General features: G+C 37.6%; 15 protein-coding genes. 1 reads left to right on the forward strand and 14 read right to left on the reverse strand.

The window, feature by feature from the left end; translation table 11 throughout:
* Positions 1-207: 207 nt before the first annotated feature.
* From P0N36_RS12070 to P0N36_RS12085, 4 genes are all read right to left on the reverse strand, one after another.
* Positions 208-345 (reverse strand): AgrD family cyclic lactone autoinducer peptide, encoded by a 138-nt coding sequence (locus tag P0N36_RS12070; RefSeq protein ID WP_275843106.1) that lies wholly within the window; start codon positions 343-345, stop codon positions 208-210.
* On the reverse strand, positions 320-958 hold the full coding sequence (locus tag P0N36_RS12075) for an accessory gene regulator ArgB-like protein (protein WP_275843107.1): 639 nt from the start codon (positions 956-958) through the stop codon (positions 320-322). The genes P0N36_RS12070 and P0N36_RS12075 overlap by 26 nt, the downstream gene beginning before the upstream one ends.
* A gap of 83 nt (positions 959-1,041) precedes the next feature.
* Complete coding sequence (locus tag P0N36_RS12080) at positions 1,042-2,370, reverse strand: GHKL domain-containing protein (RefSeq protein WP_275843108.1); 1,329 nt, start codon at positions 2,368-2,370, stop codon at positions 1,042-1,044.
* Positions 2,370-3,080 (reverse strand): LytR/AlgR family response regulator transcription factor, encoded by a 711-nt coding sequence (locus P0N36_RS12085; protein ID WP_275843109.1) that lies wholly within the window; start codon positions 3,078-3,080, stop codon positions 2,370-2,372. The genes P0N36_RS12080 and P0N36_RS12085 overlap by 1 nt, the downstream gene beginning before the upstream one ends.
* Before the next feature lie 512 nt (positions 3,081-3,592).
* Between P0N36_RS12085 and P0N36_RS12090 the strand changes: the two genes are divergently transcribed.
* On the forward strand, positions 3,593-4,849 hold the full coding sequence (locus P0N36_RS12090) for an MFS transporter (RefSeq protein WP_275843110.1): 1,257 nt from the start codon (positions 3,593-3,595) through the stop codon (positions 4,847-4,849).
* Here P0N36_RS12090 and P0N36_RS12095 read toward each other — a convergent pair.
* The 10 genes from P0N36_RS12095 to P0N36_RS12140 all read right to left on the reverse strand — a co-directional run bounded on the left by P0N36_RS12095 (position 4,842) and on the right by P0N36_RS12140 (position 15,077).
* Positions 4,842-5,843 carry a GNAT family N-acetyltransferase gene (locus tag P0N36_RS12095; protein WP_275843111.1) on the reverse strand — a complete coding sequence of 334 codons (1,002 nt, stop codon included), beginning with the start codon at positions 5,841-5,843 and terminating at the stop codon, positions 4,842-4,844. The two genes, P0N36_RS12090 and P0N36_RS12095, sit on opposite strands and share 8 nt — an antisense overlap.
* Entirely contained in the window at positions 5,827-6,909 is a 1,083-nt protein-coding gene (locus P0N36_RS12100; RefSeq protein WP_275843112.1) for an N-acetyltransferase, read from the reverse strand. The genes P0N36_RS12095 and P0N36_RS12100 overlap by 17 nt, the downstream gene beginning before the upstream one ends.
* 32 nt (positions 6,910-6,941) lie before the next feature.
* Positions 6,942-8,255: a B12-binding domain-containing radical SAM protein gene (locus tag P0N36_RS12105; RefSeq protein ID WP_275843113.1), complete on the reverse strand. Its 1,314-nt coding sequence runs from the start codon at positions 8,253-8,255 to the stop codon at positions 6,942-6,944.
* 1 nt (position 8,256) lies between these two features.
* Entirely contained in the window at positions 8,257-9,636 is a 1,380-nt protein-coding gene (locus P0N36_RS12110; protein ID WP_275843114.1) for a B12-binding domain-containing radical SAM protein, read from the reverse strand.
* Entirely contained in the window at positions 9,633-11,018 is a 1,386-nt protein-coding gene (locus P0N36_RS12115; protein WP_275843115.1) for a B12-binding domain-containing radical SAM protein, read from the reverse strand. Before P0N36_RS12115 ends, P0N36_RS12110 begins: the two co-directional genes overlap by 4 nt.
* Positions 11,019-11,024: 6 nt before the next feature.
* Positions 11,025-12,302: a B12-binding domain-containing radical SAM protein gene (locus P0N36_RS12120; RefSeq protein ID WP_275843116.1), complete on the reverse strand. Its 1,278-nt coding sequence runs from the start codon at positions 12,300-12,302 to the stop codon at positions 11,025-11,027.
* Positions 12,299-12,913, reverse strand: a complete 615-nt coding sequence (locus P0N36_RS12125; RefSeq protein ID WP_275843117.1) for a class I SAM-dependent DNA methyltransferase — start codon at positions 12,911-12,913, stop codon at positions 12,299-12,301. The genes P0N36_RS12120 and P0N36_RS12125 overlap by 4 nt, the downstream gene beginning before the upstream one ends.
* A gap of 46 nt (positions 12,914-12,959) precedes the next feature.
* Positions 12,960-13,820 (reverse strand): EFR1 family ferrodoxin, encoded by an 861-nt coding sequence (locus tag P0N36_RS12130; protein ID WP_275843118.1) that lies wholly within the window; start codon positions 13,818-13,820, stop codon positions 12,960-12,962.
* A gap of 197 nt (positions 13,821-14,017) precedes the next feature.
* Entirely contained in the window at positions 14,018-14,512 is a 495-nt protein-coding gene (locus tag P0N36_RS12135; protein ID WP_275843119.1) for a gamma carbonic anhydrase family protein, read from the reverse strand.
* Positions 14,513-14,552: 40 nt separating this feature from the next.
* On the reverse strand, positions 14,553-15,077 hold the full coding sequence (locus P0N36_RS12140; protein WP_275843120.1) for a DUF2179 domain-containing protein: 525 nt from the start codon (positions 15,075-15,077) through the stop codon (positions 14,553-14,555).
* Positions 15,078-15,178 lie beyond the last annotated feature (101 nt).

The following is a 15,178-nucleotide window of genomic DNA, read 5'->3' on the forward strand; positions in this document are numbered from 1 at the left end:
TTATTGACTTGAGCAATCTTATCAATAGTATTCTCAAGTGCTTTTTTATTCTCGATAACATTTCCTGCATAAGCAGTAGTTGATGTTACCAATGTGAGTATCAATACAATAATTAGTAAACTATTCCATTTTTTCATATAAATATTCTCCTCTTTTAGTCGGTAATGTCAAGTTTGACACTCCTATTTGTTATTTGAATCGCTTCATTTAATGCTTCAGTTTATTTGGTATCTCACTTTGATAGAAAATCAGACTAAACTGTGTTGATGCCGCTTGAGCTACAACCAAAGCAATAAATGCAAATGCGGTACCAGAGTACTTACGTACAAAACCTATTTTCTTCATTCCTTTCACCTCCTCTTACTATGCTCCCTATGATTAATGAAATTGTCGCTACTACCGCTCCCATCAATGTACTCATCAAAATACTACTCTGAGGTCCAAGCAAAAGTAGTTGGACAACGCAAATCATCACAATAAATATGCAGACTTTCTTACTACGTTTCCATACTGATTCATATTCCCGGTTCTTAATTTCTCGGTTTTTGTTATCGACCGGTCCAATCCTGAAAACACTCAAGACTATAAAACCAAACATCATGATTAGGACTAACACAGTCATTCTACTTACAAGAGCATTTATTAGCAGCAAATTGACTATGTACACCACTATGGTCAATATGTTACACCTAAATGGAGTACTTGCATGATACCCACCAGCAACGACTCTTATCGGTATAATTCCAAAGAAGAAAAAAAATGTTTCCTTCCACCAGCCGGTAATGGCACTCGTTGTAATTACAACAAGTAAAATTGACAGGTTAATCAATAATTGTTCTGTTCCATATAGATATACTTCATAATCTTCAGATTCAATTATCATTTCATGCATAAAAAAAGATGTTAACGTTTTAGCAAATTGCTTTATCAATCCTCCACCTCCAACAATTTGATTCAACTATAACATCTTACATTTTTTTTACAATCGAATTGGAACCAAACACCCTTGAAAAGCAATTAAAATAGTTTTTAGATCAAAAACTATAAACTTAATTTTTTATCAGGAAGCATTATTTGTACATTAAAATACATATCACTGCAACCAATATGGCATATGCCTCCATATTTCTCAACTGCCGATTCAATATTTTCAATACCTGTTCCAATCTCGCCTATAATTCGCTCCTTTCTCGAAGAAATATACTTTTTATTACTCACTTTTATTGTTTTGGGATTATATGTGTTTTTTATATCTATCAAAGCACACCCTTTTTTATACTTCATTTGTAATTGGATCATTTTTTTCTGCTCATCGTCAGTTATTCTCTCACACGCTTCAATCGCATTATTCAAAGCATTATCAATAATTATACAAAGATCCATATTATCAACATAAAGAAGCTCAGGTATTGCAATTTCATGCTCAAAAGCTATTCCTAATGTATTTGCTTTTGCTTTACGGTTATTTATTATTGCATCAACAACAATATTTTTTGACAGAATACCCTTCTTTTCAATATTCAATTCATTGGATAACTTCCCTAAATATTCTATAGCTTCCTGTATCATATTTTTTGTGAGGTATCCATCAATTGCAATGAAGTGCCCAATCATATCATGTCGAACCTTCTTAATTTGATTATATCCGGCAATCACATTCTCATATTGATCCTGCTGATACAATAGCTGCTGTTCACGAAATCTGTATTTATTATTCTCATCTACTTGAACAATGATACTATCAAATAGGTGAAATACGATTATATTAATATAAAGAATTACAACGCATGATAACACTCCCATTTCGCTCACCGTTCCACTCACAACCGGTTCATAAATACTTGCAATCGCTAATACTATACTGGTTATTGGAATAGTAATGATTAGCATCCAGGAACTCAGAGATATTCTGGATGCATTTCTCCTCTTAAATCTAATAATAAACTCTATAAGAAGCATCATGAGAATTTTTGATACAATGCTTCCTAAAAATAAAAACATTATGTTTTCTCTTACATTTTGTATCTGATCTCTTAACATAGCTCCTATCAAAATCACTGTTATTAACTCTGTAATCAGCGAAAATACCAAAAGGAATATTGCAATTATCAGTTTAACATGAGCCTTCCCCTCGAAGAAGAAGTGACCTATTACAAAATAAAGCACAAACCCAACAATTAAACTAATGCCTAATGTTTCGAGTGAAGTATTGATTACCGTTGCAATAACAAGTATCGCAATTAGACTCCATTTCATGTTGATCGGTTTAATTTTTTTCATACTTAATAGGCAGTTAAATAACCTTAATGCAATAAATATACCAACAATATTGCTCATAAAAAAAATGATTTCACTAATGTAGCTAATCATTACATTTCTCCCATCATATATACCAAATATTTATTTTTTATCACATCAGCATATTTATCGCTATAAATTAGTCTCTCATCATTTGAAATAACAACTTCTCGTATCCCAATTTCTTTAATATGGTGCACATTAACCAGATAGAATCTGCTGATTCTGATAAATCCATCCTTGCACAATCTTTTTTCTGCATTACTGATGTTTTCGTTATTTTCATATTCGTTATCACTGGTATGCAAAATCACTTTCTTCTTATTACTTTCAAAATAAAGCACATCTAATAGCCTAAGTGCTATTATTTTCTCTCTTGACTTGATAAGATATGATTTATTCATTGTAACTTGAATTTCATCTATTGCTTTAGCAAGTACTCGATGTAATTTTGATTCATCAACCGGTTTTAGTATAAAATCATACGCATCAATACTGTAGCCTTCAACCGCATATTCAATTACAGATGTTACTATTATTATAATACCATACTTATCATGCTTCTTAATGAGTTTTGCAGTCTGAATGCCATCCAATTTTTTCATCTGCATATCAAGTAAAATGATAGAGTACTTCTTTCCTCTTTCATAAGCTGCCACTAGTTCTTCTCCAGAATCGAATAAATCAATCTCAATCGACTCATCCAGCAACAAATCACGTACATATTTTTCAATTTCTATTTGTTGCATTTTGTCATCTTCACATATTGCAATTGCTAACATATTCACACTCCCTTAGGCTATTATAAACCTGACCTTAACCTTTCACAGACTTGAATTGATTTCTAAATATACTGCTTATTATTTTCACAAATGGCCACACATTCATTTGCTGCTCCTTCATACTATCCCAAAAGCATTATTATGATGTCCAAATTAAACATCCTCCATCAATTAGAAGAACGTTTATTCTTTATATTTGTTTTTGCTTATGGGAAATTTTGAGCTTTTTGACACTACTTTTTTTCAATCCTATAACCCTAGAGGCCCTCACCTCTGTTCATATTATCCCATTTCTTAGTATTACTGACAAGCATATGTAGTCAAAATACTTCTAATACACTAGATACTAGACACTTGTAACTATTTTCCGATATCTTTAGATTTCATATTATTGCCCTTTTCTAATGGTTGGCTAATATGAAAAAAGTAGAACGCATTCATCCCAATCCAGAAAATAATATTGACGTGGACCTTCATAAGGCTTATAGTATTCCAGATAGGAGTGACAAAAAATGCAAAAAAAAATAGCCTTAAAATTAAATCAATATGGCTTTTACGGATGGTTCATTCTGTTCTTATCCGCCATAGCTATGTTTTTCTCTTCCCCAGGACAAACCTATTCCATATCTGTTTTTATTGATTCTTATATATTGGAATTTGGTTACTCTAGAACCCTAATCTCAAGTATTTACTCTATGGCCACGGTTTTATCCGGTATTCTTATGATCTTTGTCGGTAAGGCTGTGGATCATTTCGGTTCAAGATTCATGCTCGTGACCGTTGGTATTCTTTTGACTTTGACTGCTTTTTTTAATAGCTTTGTGGCCAATATTCCCATGATCTTTATCGGATTTTTCTTACTACGCTTTCTCGGACAAGGTTCTCTAACCTTGATTCCGGCTTCACTGGTGCCTCAATGGTTCGACAAACGTAGAGCGCTTGCCATTAGCTTATTATCTCTGGGCACCATCTTTGGTAATCTGCTAGTACCTGCATTTAATCTACATATGATTAATACCTATGGTTGGTCAAATGCGTGGCGCAGCTGGGCCTTACTTCTACTTTTTGTTCTCGTACCGCTGATGTGGTTTTTTATTGTAAACAAACCTGAAGACATCGGCCTGCTACCGGATAATAAAGCGCGAACTGACAATCTGACCCCAGATCAAGTTTTTGATGCCATGGCCAAAAAATCCTTTAGTTTAAGTGAAGCGCTTCGCACAAAAGAATTCTGGTTTGTTGGTATTATCTCCATGATTATTCCTATGGTGACCACCGGTATGATGTTTCACTTCTTCTCACTTATGGCCAGCAAGGGCATCCCTGAATCTTCGACTGCTTTTGTCATAGGTCTTGTGGCTTTGCCCGGCTTTTTGATTCCTGTCATAGCCGGTACCATCATCGACAAGTACCGTTCCAAACATATATTAATGTTGACCCTGGGACTCTTGACCTTGGACTTGCTCTTTATGCTTAAGGTTCAAACTGTAATAGAAGCCTCTATCTTCATTCTTATCTATGGCCTGGTTACCAATGTTCAGAACGTAACGACGAATGTTATATGGGTACGTTATTTCGGAAGGTTGCACCTTGGAAGCATTCGTGGTGCGGCTACGGTTTTCATGGTTATCGGGTCGGCCTTTGGTACCATACCTTTTGGTCTTAGCTATGACCTAACCGGGGACTATCAAGCGGTCTTCATCGTTATGGCTGTTGCCACAATCTTAGGTATGATAATGGCCTTATTCATTAAAAAGCCTGTTAAGTAAATGTGTCTTTATTCTTTTCTGCAAAGACATGATAAATCCTTGAGTCAGGCTTGTATTCAAATAATTTCTTAAACTTTGATAAGCTAAGCTTTGATAAGACTTTATTGATGACTTTATTTCCTGTGAAAATACACATATACCGTTTTTCTCGCCTACAGCCTAGACGTTCTTTGGAGCTTTCTGCTGTTTGTCCAAAATATATAGTTTTGGATTTTTGCTTTATACCTAATCTTAGAATATAAATCAGCATATTGTAGTATAAGTCGAGTGCATCCCTCTTCGCATAGTTCATGCCACCGAATAAGAAATACAAACTATCTTTTTCTACTTTTACCATGACAAAGGCGACCGGCTTCTGATCATGGTAAAAGACATGAATATCATCCTTAGAAGTCTTGAAAAATTCTATGGGCAATGTCTCCAGTGGATACTTAGATCGGTTAAGCACTGCCTTATATAAAGCATATAGCTGATCATCAAAGGTCTCATTATGAATCTTCACAATTCTTACGGTTCCTAGTCTCCTCAAGGCTTGTCGCAGTCTGCGTCTATAAGGACTTCTAAGGACTGACACATAGGTCTCAAAATCCTCATAATTGTTATCAAAAATACATGTATCCAGGGTTCTACCATAAGGGATGCCTTGGGGTATTTTTTCTAATGTTCTTATATTCAATATCAAATGAAGCCCACCTTCTTCTTGAAGGTGATGTATTAAGGCTTCAAGGTTACCAAAATAGCCTTCCCCATCTATAGATACGGGCAAGGCAACCATGGTTATGGGTACATGTAACTTGAACCTTCCAAACGTAAATAGGTTCATCCTTCTCTTAAAAGTATAGCAGCCAAATTCCGGATGAAGGTGATAAGTAAAGCCTTCTTCCCATGTTTCATCAAATAGGAGTGCATCTTTTTTCAGCCAATCATTGTCACAATACCTGTCCCAATCTGCCGGACGATGTGATGAACATCTTACTTCATATTTTTTTCTCATAAGTCACATATTCCCTATATGGTTTTTGAGCGAATCTTGAGGTGATCTGTCTTGAGGCACTGTTATCTCCATGAATCCAACTGGATATGAGATGTTGTGATGCTTTTTCTGCCGCTTCCATAACCCCATTAAACAGAATAAAAATGGCCGGTGTGCCACGGTACTTGGCCTCGACACCGATTTCCACAATTTTTATGGTTTTGGGATTTCTTTTCAACAGCCTATATTGAAGAAAAGTACGTATGCCTGCACCCCTACTGCTTTTGACCAGTTCATTAAAGTCCGGATACCAAAGGATGAAACCAATGTCCTTGCCGTCTTTTTTTACAAAAAGCAGATTCTGATGGTCCAGTAAAGGCATCATGCTCTTAAAGAGTTCTACATCTTCATCATAATCCCTTCTGAAGTAATAACTATGATCGGTAAAAATGTTATTGTTCAAGTCTGTATATCTTTTCAAGGATGCTCTAAGGCCTTTTCTTGAAAAATCAGCGGCTTCCAAGGTATAGGGTGCCATCCTTAGATGCAGTTTGCTACGTAGATGTAGAACCCTAGGGGCAATGCTTTGTACTTCGTCTTTATAACTGACAAAGGTATGACCTTCAAAGGTCTTAAAAAAATCAGCGTAATAATCCGGATTATAAGCTTCACCAAAAGAAGGATGCCCGGAACCAATGGTTAGAAAACCCAGTCCGTTGTTACAGTGACCGTCTATACCGATGACCAACTTATCACAACCCAGTGTCTTTCCATAGGCTTCTGCATAACTTAGAAGATGTTCTACACTTTCCTTCGCTTCCATAATCGCTTCAAAGAAAGCCAAATACAGGACTTTCGGTTGTTGCTCATGACATATCAAGACCCCTTGACAATGGAGATCCTTTTCTACACTGACCGTTATCATGACTTGTTTGGATTTCTTGTAAAAAACACCTTTAGGATTGCAGACCAAGGCAAATAGGCCTTCTTTGTTATTTTTGAAGGTCTGATCTTTGCTATATATTTTTTTGATCATCTGCTTATAGATGGATTTCTTTTCATGGTCTTTGATGATTCTAACTTTCATCTGCTTCTTCCTGACTTCATTCATTCATTGGCTTATATAATATTTGGTGTGATGCCCTGATGGATCTGATAGCGGTAATAGAGGTTCACATATAGATAGAACAAGGACCTTAAAGGTTGCTTGAAAAACTGGGGCCTTATGAGGGTTCTTTTGATAATGGCTCTGATACCAAATACTTCTTTATACAGATCCCAGTAGGCCTCTGTTAAGGCGTCCATAGACATATGAATCGGTTCATGTACGGCCATGGTACCGTTATAACTGTAGATGTCTTTAATAACAATGCGCCCTGCCGCTTCCATCTCATCAAAAAACAACGTCCCCGGTATCGGTGTTAGTATGTAGAATCTGGGCACCGTTATTTTCTGATCGATAATAAAAGTAGCTGTGGCTTTAATGCTCTCTAGGGTATCCCCGTCTGCACCAATGACCATCTCTGTGGATACATCAATACCGGCTGCTTGGATCTTTCTAATCTGCTCGCCATAGCGATCGACTTTGGCCCAAGCTTTCTTCATATGCATCAGGCTTTCTTGGGTGATGCTCTCAATACCAAAGGACAGGGCAATACAACCGCTGTCTGCTACTGCTTTTAGAACCTGAGCATGGTCAGCTATATTAATGGAGCACTGGGAGAGCCACTGCATCTTCAAGTCTTTAATCGCCTTGCATAAGTCCAGTAGATAATCTGTATCTGAGAAAATATTGTCATCCAACAATAAGAACTTCTTATAGCCCAGTGCCTTAACCGCTTTGATATCCCGAATGACTTCTTCTATATCACGCTTATAATACTTGTTCTTATACAAGCAATAAACACTGCAAAAACTACAGGCGTGGGGACAGCCTCTTCCGGCTTGGACCGGTAAGAAATCGCCAATTTTTTTCTGTGTCAGTAGCCTATAGTCCGGTGTCGGATAGGTCAAGGTCTTAAGGGGCATATCATATAAGGGCTTCAGCTTGCCTTGTTTGTAGTCTTCAATCAATGTGGGGAAGCTAATCTCTGCATCGCCAATCACCACACTGTCACAGTATTTGGCGGCTTCTTCCGGCATCAGGCTGACCATATAGCCACCCATGACAACGGTCTTGCCTCTTGCTTTGAAGGCTTTGGCGATATCAATGCTTCTGACGATGGCATGACCCATACCGGATATGGCTATCAGGTCGGCGTCCGTATCAAAGTCAACGGCTTCAATGGTTTCAAGGCATACTTCAAATTCAACGTCCGGTGGACACAAAGCCGAGAGTATGGCCGGTGCCAGACCTACGAAATAAAGTCTGCTTTTTTTCACCAACTGGTCCCGATTATGATAAGGGGTAGATTGTATAAACAAGATTTTCATATTAGCCCCCTTTGATTTTTTCTGTCAGATATGCTTTTAACATCTTTCTGTAAAAATCCAAATCCATGAAATCATAAATGCCTGTTTTCTTGGCTATCTTATAGAGCCTGATAAAGAGTCGATAGTAAGCTCTGTAAAATGCTTGTCGGCTCATATGTATAGGGTCCAGTACCAGATGCAGAAAATCCCAATCTTCTATAGACGTAGACGTAATCTTATCTTTATAAGTTTCATAAAGTGGGGTTCCCGGTATGGGTGTAAAAATCGACACGGTGACGTATTTTAGGTCATGTAAAACAACCCAATCATATAGGTCCTCAAAATAAGTTTCAGTTGCTTCAAGGGGCGCAATCATCAAACCAATGCAATGAGATGTTGTTTCTTGAATCACTTTCACACAAGCACTGTTATGGTCCAGATTACTGCCCTTGCCATAGCCGTCTAATTCTTTATCCGTAACTGCTTCAAGTCCTACTAGAAAATACTTAAATCCGATTTCTGATAAAGCATGAATCAACTCAGGGTTGTCTGCAATAAAATCCGCCCGTCCATAGCAAGTATAAGTCTTATGAATCTTATGGGTCTTAATTAAATCAATGAATTGCCATAGGCGTTTTTTGTTAACCAGAAAATCATCATCTACAATCTGAACGTTTTGACAATCTAAGTCTTTTAGTTCCTTTATCACCAGATCAAGGTCCCGCTCTTGATACCTACTGCCATTTAATAAAGTACAATAACAGAAATTACAGGTATAAGGGCAGGAAAAAGAAGTCTTGATGGTTCCTGCTTCTGTCAGGTCCAAGTAGCGGTATTCGGACTTGTTCTTATAAAAGAAACTTCGATCCGGTATGAGCAAGGTGTTAATGTCAATTGGGGTAATAGGGTTCATAATGAAGCCATCACTATTATTATCCAAACTACCTTCATCTTTAAAACACAAGCCGTTGATTTTTGATAAAGTCATGGCATCTTTATTATTTGCTTCAAGGCACCTAACCAAAGTCACAAAAGCATCGATGGATTCACTACGACAGATATAATCCACATCTTGATCAAAAAATCTATGAGGATTAAGCTGAGCATGTACACCACCAATCACCGTTATAATCTGGGGGTTGATTTTTTTTGCTTTTCTACAGTAAGCTTTCATAAGGTTTTCTTGAGTGATGTAGCCACCAATTGCCACAATATCCGGTTCTTCTCTTTTTATCGTGGCTTCTATGGAGATCTTCTCAATAAAGCCGTCATAGATATAGTCCACGTAGCCTGCAGCAGCAAGACCGGTGTGCAGATACTCAAGCTCTAATGGTTCATTGTCCAGTATTTTGGTAAAGCTCAGTTTATTGGGTGCCTTAGGACGAATCAACAATACTTTCACGGTCTTTTACGTCCTCGCATCAGCATGTTCTTCACATACACACCAAAAAGATTCTTAAAGCCTAGCACCATCTTAATCGAATTTCTGGTTGGAATGTTTTTCCTTGTATACGCCACGGAGTAAGCATTAAAATTCACCACCAAGGCCAACTTAAGGACTTGTAAGTAATAGGCTTTTAGGGACATCTTAGAAGGATAGATTAAGACATCTCCAAAATTCCACTTATCATAATCTTCTTTTGGATAGATGAGGCGGTCCTCGTATTGATCATACAAAGGTGTCAATGGATGAGGGACTAAAGGTGAGAAGGTAATTAATTCCGGACGCAACCTTTTAATATAGGCTAAGAGACGTTTGAAATCCTTTTTCTCCCAATCGGGATGAATAATAAAAGAACCCCAACAGGCGATGCCACTTTCTTGTAGTATTCGAGTAACCTTTTCATTCTGATCCGTTGTGGCTTGCTTATTGTATTCTACAAGTCTGCTGTCATCAAATGCTTCATAGCCGATGATCACTGCCATGATACCATTCCTTGCCAATCGTTTCATTAAGTCCGGCTTTTCTAAAACAGAATTCACACTACCATAGCACATGTATTTCTTTTTGATATTTCTTGCTTCCAATAGATTGCAAAATTCTATCAAACGGTCTTCGTGGACTAAGAAATCGTTGTCGCAGATCATCACATAGGGTTCATCTAAGGCCTCTATCTGGTCTACAATCTCTTCGATACCAACTTCTCTAAGACTATCGCCTTCCAGCTTCCAACGCACACAAAATGTACATTTGTTACGGCATCCATAAGCCGTTTGTACAATGGCACAGGGCTGAAAACCAATATATTGATAATGCTTGCGATAACGCTTGGTAACTTCTCGGTCCGGAACGATATATTCATTGAAGCAGAATTCACCTTCGTTTATAAAATCCAAGGCTCTGCTATAGATACCTTCAATTACTTCAGCCGGTCTTGTTCCTTCGACCTCCTCCATTAAGTCCGATAAGTTCTGTCTTGTGGTGGATTTGTAGACATAATCCACATGAGGGCTGAAAAAAGAATCCGGGAAACACGTGGCTTGAACACCGCCTACGGCTACAACGATCTTTGAATCGATTTTTTTTACCATGTCCGCTATTTTTAGAACATTCTCTACATCCGTACACTGGGAGGTGATGCCTACCATATCCGGTCTGTATATGCTTAAGTATTGTTTTATGGATGCATTTTTTTCTATCATGCAATCCAGTAAAAGGACCTCATGGCCTAATTCTTTTAAGACCGTTGAGACACATTCAATGCCAAGTGGCTCTCCAAATAGGAAATTCTTTACCGTTGTTATGTTTTTATTTACCCATGGTCGAACTAGTAATACTCTCATCTCACTTTATCCTTTCATGATTTTCTTCAGATATTGCCAAGTAATCTTACCGGCGCCTACAGATAGCTTCATGGTGGTTGCTATACCATATCGCCTGAACATATAGTGTATATGACTTGGTGTTACTGTAATCTTATAATAAAGCTTTAATATCTGTAGGTAGTAGCTTCTGATGCTTAACCGCGTCGGCCTAACAACCAGATGGGCCATGTCCCATTTTTCATGTTCCTTATAAGGAATAATCAACTGATCTGAAAAAGCCTCTAGCATACCGGTTCCAGGCATGGGCGTTAGTGGCTGCAAGTTCACAAAAATGAGACCGGTCTTTTTTATAAAGGCATATAAGTTGTCAAAATGGGCCTTATCCCAGTCGATGCCCAGTATAACCGTACCGTAACATTCTATATCATACTTTTGCAGTATGGCTATAGCTCTTTCGTTGTCCGTTACAAGGCTTTTCTTGTTGTAACTGTCCAGTTCTTCCTGACTGGCCGCTTCTATACCGACAATCACCGCACTCAGCCCTATGTCTTTAAGCTGACCTATTAGAGTATCATTTTTTGCTATAAAATCAGCCCGTCCATAAACCAGATAATGCTTTTTGATCTTATGTCGTTTCACTTCTTCTATAAAGGTCATTAAGCGCTTCTCATCAAATAAGAAGTCATCATCCACAATATAGACTTCTTCTTGCTCTATGGTCAATAATTCCCTTATGACTTCTGCTATAGAACGTGCATGATAGGCGGTTATTTCCTTGCAAAAACAAAAATTACATTGATAAGGACAGCCATAGGATGTTTTAATCAATGCACACTTGTTTTGGAACAGATAATAGTATTTTTCCATATAGCTTTTAGGTAGATTGCGATAAGGTAGGGCATCAAAAGGTGCCTTGCAACCACAATAGAGATAAAATGCCGCATCACTTGTGCATATCTTATCAATATGTTCATCCACAAAATCTTCCTGACAGACTGTAGCATGGACGCCACCTACAGCGACTACAATCTCATTTGAGACTTTTTTAATGGTTTTTGCATAGTTTTTGATAATACCTATGTGACTGATATAACCTGTAATGCCCACAAGATCAGGCATGAACTTTCTTATATGGTCTTCCAATCCTTTTTTCTCAAGAATCATATCCAGAATCCGAACCTCGTGCCCATTTTCCATAAGCACACCGGCCAAGGTCATGAGCTCCAAGGGTTCGCAGACCATGACACTTTGAAGACCTATGGTTTCGTTATGGGGTTTGGGTCTTATGAGTAGGATTTTCATCGTTTTTTCCTCATGACAAAGCCAAAAATTGATGGCATAAACCATTTTTCATGTATGGTAAAGGTATAGGTAATTGTAAAATGTCTGGAAACCAGTTTTTTGAAAGCCGCCTTAGACAAATAGGCTGCGCTTTCCGCCGTTTTTTCTATCATCTTCATGACAAAGTTGTCATAATGATTGTTGATGCTGGCTTGGGTGAAGATTGCGATGCCATCTTCCTTTAGATACTTTTCCACCTGATTTAACACGTGTTCTTTTTTCTTATAATAGGGAAAAGAATGACTACAGATAATTAGATCAAAGGTCTTGCCATCCAGTTCAAGTATATGGTCAGAATCAATGTTATGATGGATCCAATTGGCTTTGATCTTCTTACTTTTTGCTACTTTAAGCATTTCTTCTGACTTGTCCATGCCGTATAGCTTATATCTCGGGTAGAAACGACCAATCTCATCCAGCAATTGACCGGTGCCACAACCTAGATCTAAAACCGTCGCCTCTTGAAAATTAAAACCACCAATGAGTACCATCACTTTTCTTCTTGTCGGCTCTAGAGAGTATTTCTGCACCCAGAGACGGTCATACTTTGTTGCCAGCTTGTTCCAAATCATTCTATCACCTCAAGTTGTCCTTATCTTCTTATCATCATTTTAAGATTTATTTTTCTACATCTTCCATATACTTCCAAAGTTTCCTATTAACATTTAATTTCTTCTGGTTATATCTTCGATTGATAATCCACTTATAATTGAAGCCGTTTTTGAACTGGACAATATCTAGACCTCGGGAATGAATGGCGTTTTCCGGACAACTATAAACACACTTCATACACCATATACACTGCCAACCGGCTCTAAAATCGCTTGATTCAAAGCTTATATTTCCAACCGGACATCTTTTTTCACACAAACGACACTTAGTACAGTTTTTATTGGCCCATAAGGACCTACCAAATAACCTAGCACCAACCTGTTCTTCAAAAAAATGAATCACCGATACTAAGACCTCCCTAAAGAAATCTCTATGATGTCTTCTTCTGGTTCCTTCTGTAATTTCTTTTACAATATGGGGGATTTTTTTATCTCTTGTCACTTCATACAAGCGCTTAACTACATCTTCTTCCATGTCTAATAGCCAATTGGAAGATATAATCAAAATGCGATCATAAAATACATCATACCACTTTTTTCTTAGTTGATGCATTAGGCTAATCGAAGCACTTTTATTAATCCAGCCATTACTAGATCCTGTTCGAATAATAAAAACCTTGGCATTATTTCGTGGCAAAGCATCCACGTACATTCTGGCGATTCTTGGTGATCCAAAGCCATAGATGGGAAGCACAAATCCCAACATGTCAAATCGTTTGGGATCCACTTCAACTGTATTATTCAAAGCCTTTTCTAGCTTAAACATTTTTACATTGTAGCCTTTTTTTAATAAGGCTTCTTTTAATTCCTTGGCAACATAGTAGCTGCTTTGGGTTCCGGTAAAATAAAACATACCAATGTTCTTCATTCATATGCCCCAATTCTGTTTATTTTCGGACACTGCTCTCTATCTCTCTAGATATCCGCTTTCATTATACATGAAGCCTCCTATGAATAAAAGTACTTCTCTTGTATTGTCCTATAATGGTTAAAGTATCAAAACAAAGTTTCTATATTTTTATATGAAAAATTCAACTATATAGTTTTGATGCTTCAAACATGTCCTTATTTATAACCTTTTGATAATGCCACATATTCAACCGCATGGGATTTTAGTCCTAAAATTTCTTCTTCCGTGAGTTCTCGAACAACTTTTGCTGGAGAACCCATAATTAATGTCCCATCCGGAAATACTTTACCCATGGTCACAAGACTGTTCGCACCTACTATACAGTTCTTGCCGATAACGGCGTTATCCAGTAGGGTACTACCCATACCGATTAAAGTCTCATCGCCGATAACGCAACCGTGAATGACACAGTTATGTCCAATGGTGACGTGACGACCAATATGGGTTCTGGCGTCGTCAGCCACATGAACCGTGGAATTGTCCTGAATATTGGCACCTTCGTCAACAAAAATACTGTTAACATCGCCTCGTAACACGGCACCAAACCATATGTTCACATCTTCCTTCAATATGACTTGTCCTATAATCACAGCCCCGGGTGCCACATAAGCTGACCTATCAATATCTGGTTCAAAACTTTTATATCTCATTTTCTTCACCTATTATTTCTATTTTCTTATTATTATCGTATTACTTCTTGAGTGTCCCAAAGCCACCATAAACCGGCTTAATTTCATTCACGGTTATAACCACATTCTCTTGATACTGATGAATGAGTCTAATTAGTTTTGTAGCCATCTTTCTTTTAACGTGCATAATCAAAACAGTTCTCTTACTATACATACCCTCACCTGAAATCGAGGTTACTGCATAACCATGTTCTCTAATTCGATTGATCAATTCGATTCCGTCCGTTTCTTTGACTATGACTTCCACCCTTGTGGTACCAATGGCCAGCTTTTCTTCAAAAACAGAACCTAGGAAGTTACCCAGTGCAAAGCCCAGTGCATAAACAAAAACCTTAATCGGATCACTGGATATATCCTTAAGTACAGTTGACACCAATATAACCCAGATACAAACCTCAAAAAAACCAATAAAAGCGCCTTTTAGTCTTTCACCACGGGTTATCAAGACGATCCTGGTGGTGGCCAAGGTGACCTCTACAATCTTTACCAATAATATAGCAATATATATCAATACTTGAATCCACATACGTATGCTCCTTTTTCTTTGTCATGATTCGTTATCATTCCCACCCAAGTTGTCGCTTTATTACTCAAATATGGGTTTCCTTCATAACTTATATTATAACA

The organism is Petrocella sp. FN5 (genome assembly GCF_029210395.1).
Classification (GTDB): domain Bacteria; phylum Bacillota; class Clostridia; order Lachnospirales; family Vallitaleaceae; genus Petrocella.

What these genes read in the sequence shown, in the direction of transcription:
- P0N36_RS12070 (WP_275843106.1), bottom strand. Translation starts at nt 345, where the DNA reads ATGAAGAAAATAGGTTTTGTACGTAAGTACTCTGGTACCGCATTTGCA.
- P0N36_RS12080 (WP_275843108.1), bottom strand. Translation starts at nt 2,370, where the DNA reads ATGATTAGCTACATTAGTGAAATCATTTTTTTTATGAGCAATATTGTT.
- P0N36_RS12085 (WP_275843109.1), bottom strand. Translation starts at nt 3,080, where the DNA reads ATGTTAGCAATTGCAATATGTGAAGATGACAAAATGCAACAAATAGAA.
- P0N36_RS12090 (WP_275843110.1), top strand. Translation starts at nt 3,593, where the DNA reads ATGCAAAAAAAAATAGCCTTAAAATTAAATCAATATGGCTTTTACGGA.
- P0N36_RS12095 (WP_275843111.1), bottom strand. Translation starts at nt 5,843, where the DNA reads ATGAGAAAAAAATATGAAGTAAGATGTTCATCACATCGTCCGGCAGAT.
- P0N36_RS12100 (WP_275843112.1), bottom strand. Translation starts at nt 6,909, where the DNA reads ATGAAAGTTAGAATCATCAAAGACCATGAAAAGAAATCCATCTATAAG.
- P0N36_RS12105 (WP_275843113.1), bottom strand. Translation starts at nt 8,255, where the DNA reads ATGAAAATCTTGTTTATACAATCTACCCCTTATCATAATCGGGACCAG.
- P0N36_RS12115 (WP_275843115.1), bottom strand. Translation starts at nt 11,018, where the DNA reads ATGAGAGTATTACTAGTTCGACCATGGGTAAATAAAAACATAACAACG.
- P0N36_RS12120 (WP_275843116.1), bottom strand. Translation starts at nt 12,302, where the DNA reads ATGAAAATCCTACTCATAAGACCCAAACCCCATAACGAAACCATAGGT.
- P0N36_RS12125 (WP_275843117.1), bottom strand. Translation starts at nt 12,913, where the DNA reads ATGATTTGGAACAAGCTGGCAACAAAGTATGACCGTCTCTGGGTGCAG.
- P0N36_RS12130 (WP_275843118.1), bottom strand. Translation starts at nt 13,820, where the DNA reads ATGAAGAACATTGGTATGTTTTATTTTACCGGAACCCAAAGCAGCTAC.
- P0N36_RS12135 (WP_275843119.1), bottom strand. Translation starts at nt 14,512, where the DNA reads ATGAGATATAAAAGTTTTGAACCAGATATTGATAGGTCAGCTTATGTG.
- P0N36_RS12140 (WP_275843120.1), bottom strand. Translation starts at nt 15,077, where the DNA reads ATGTGGATTCAAGTATTGATATATATTGCTATATTATTGGTAAAGATT.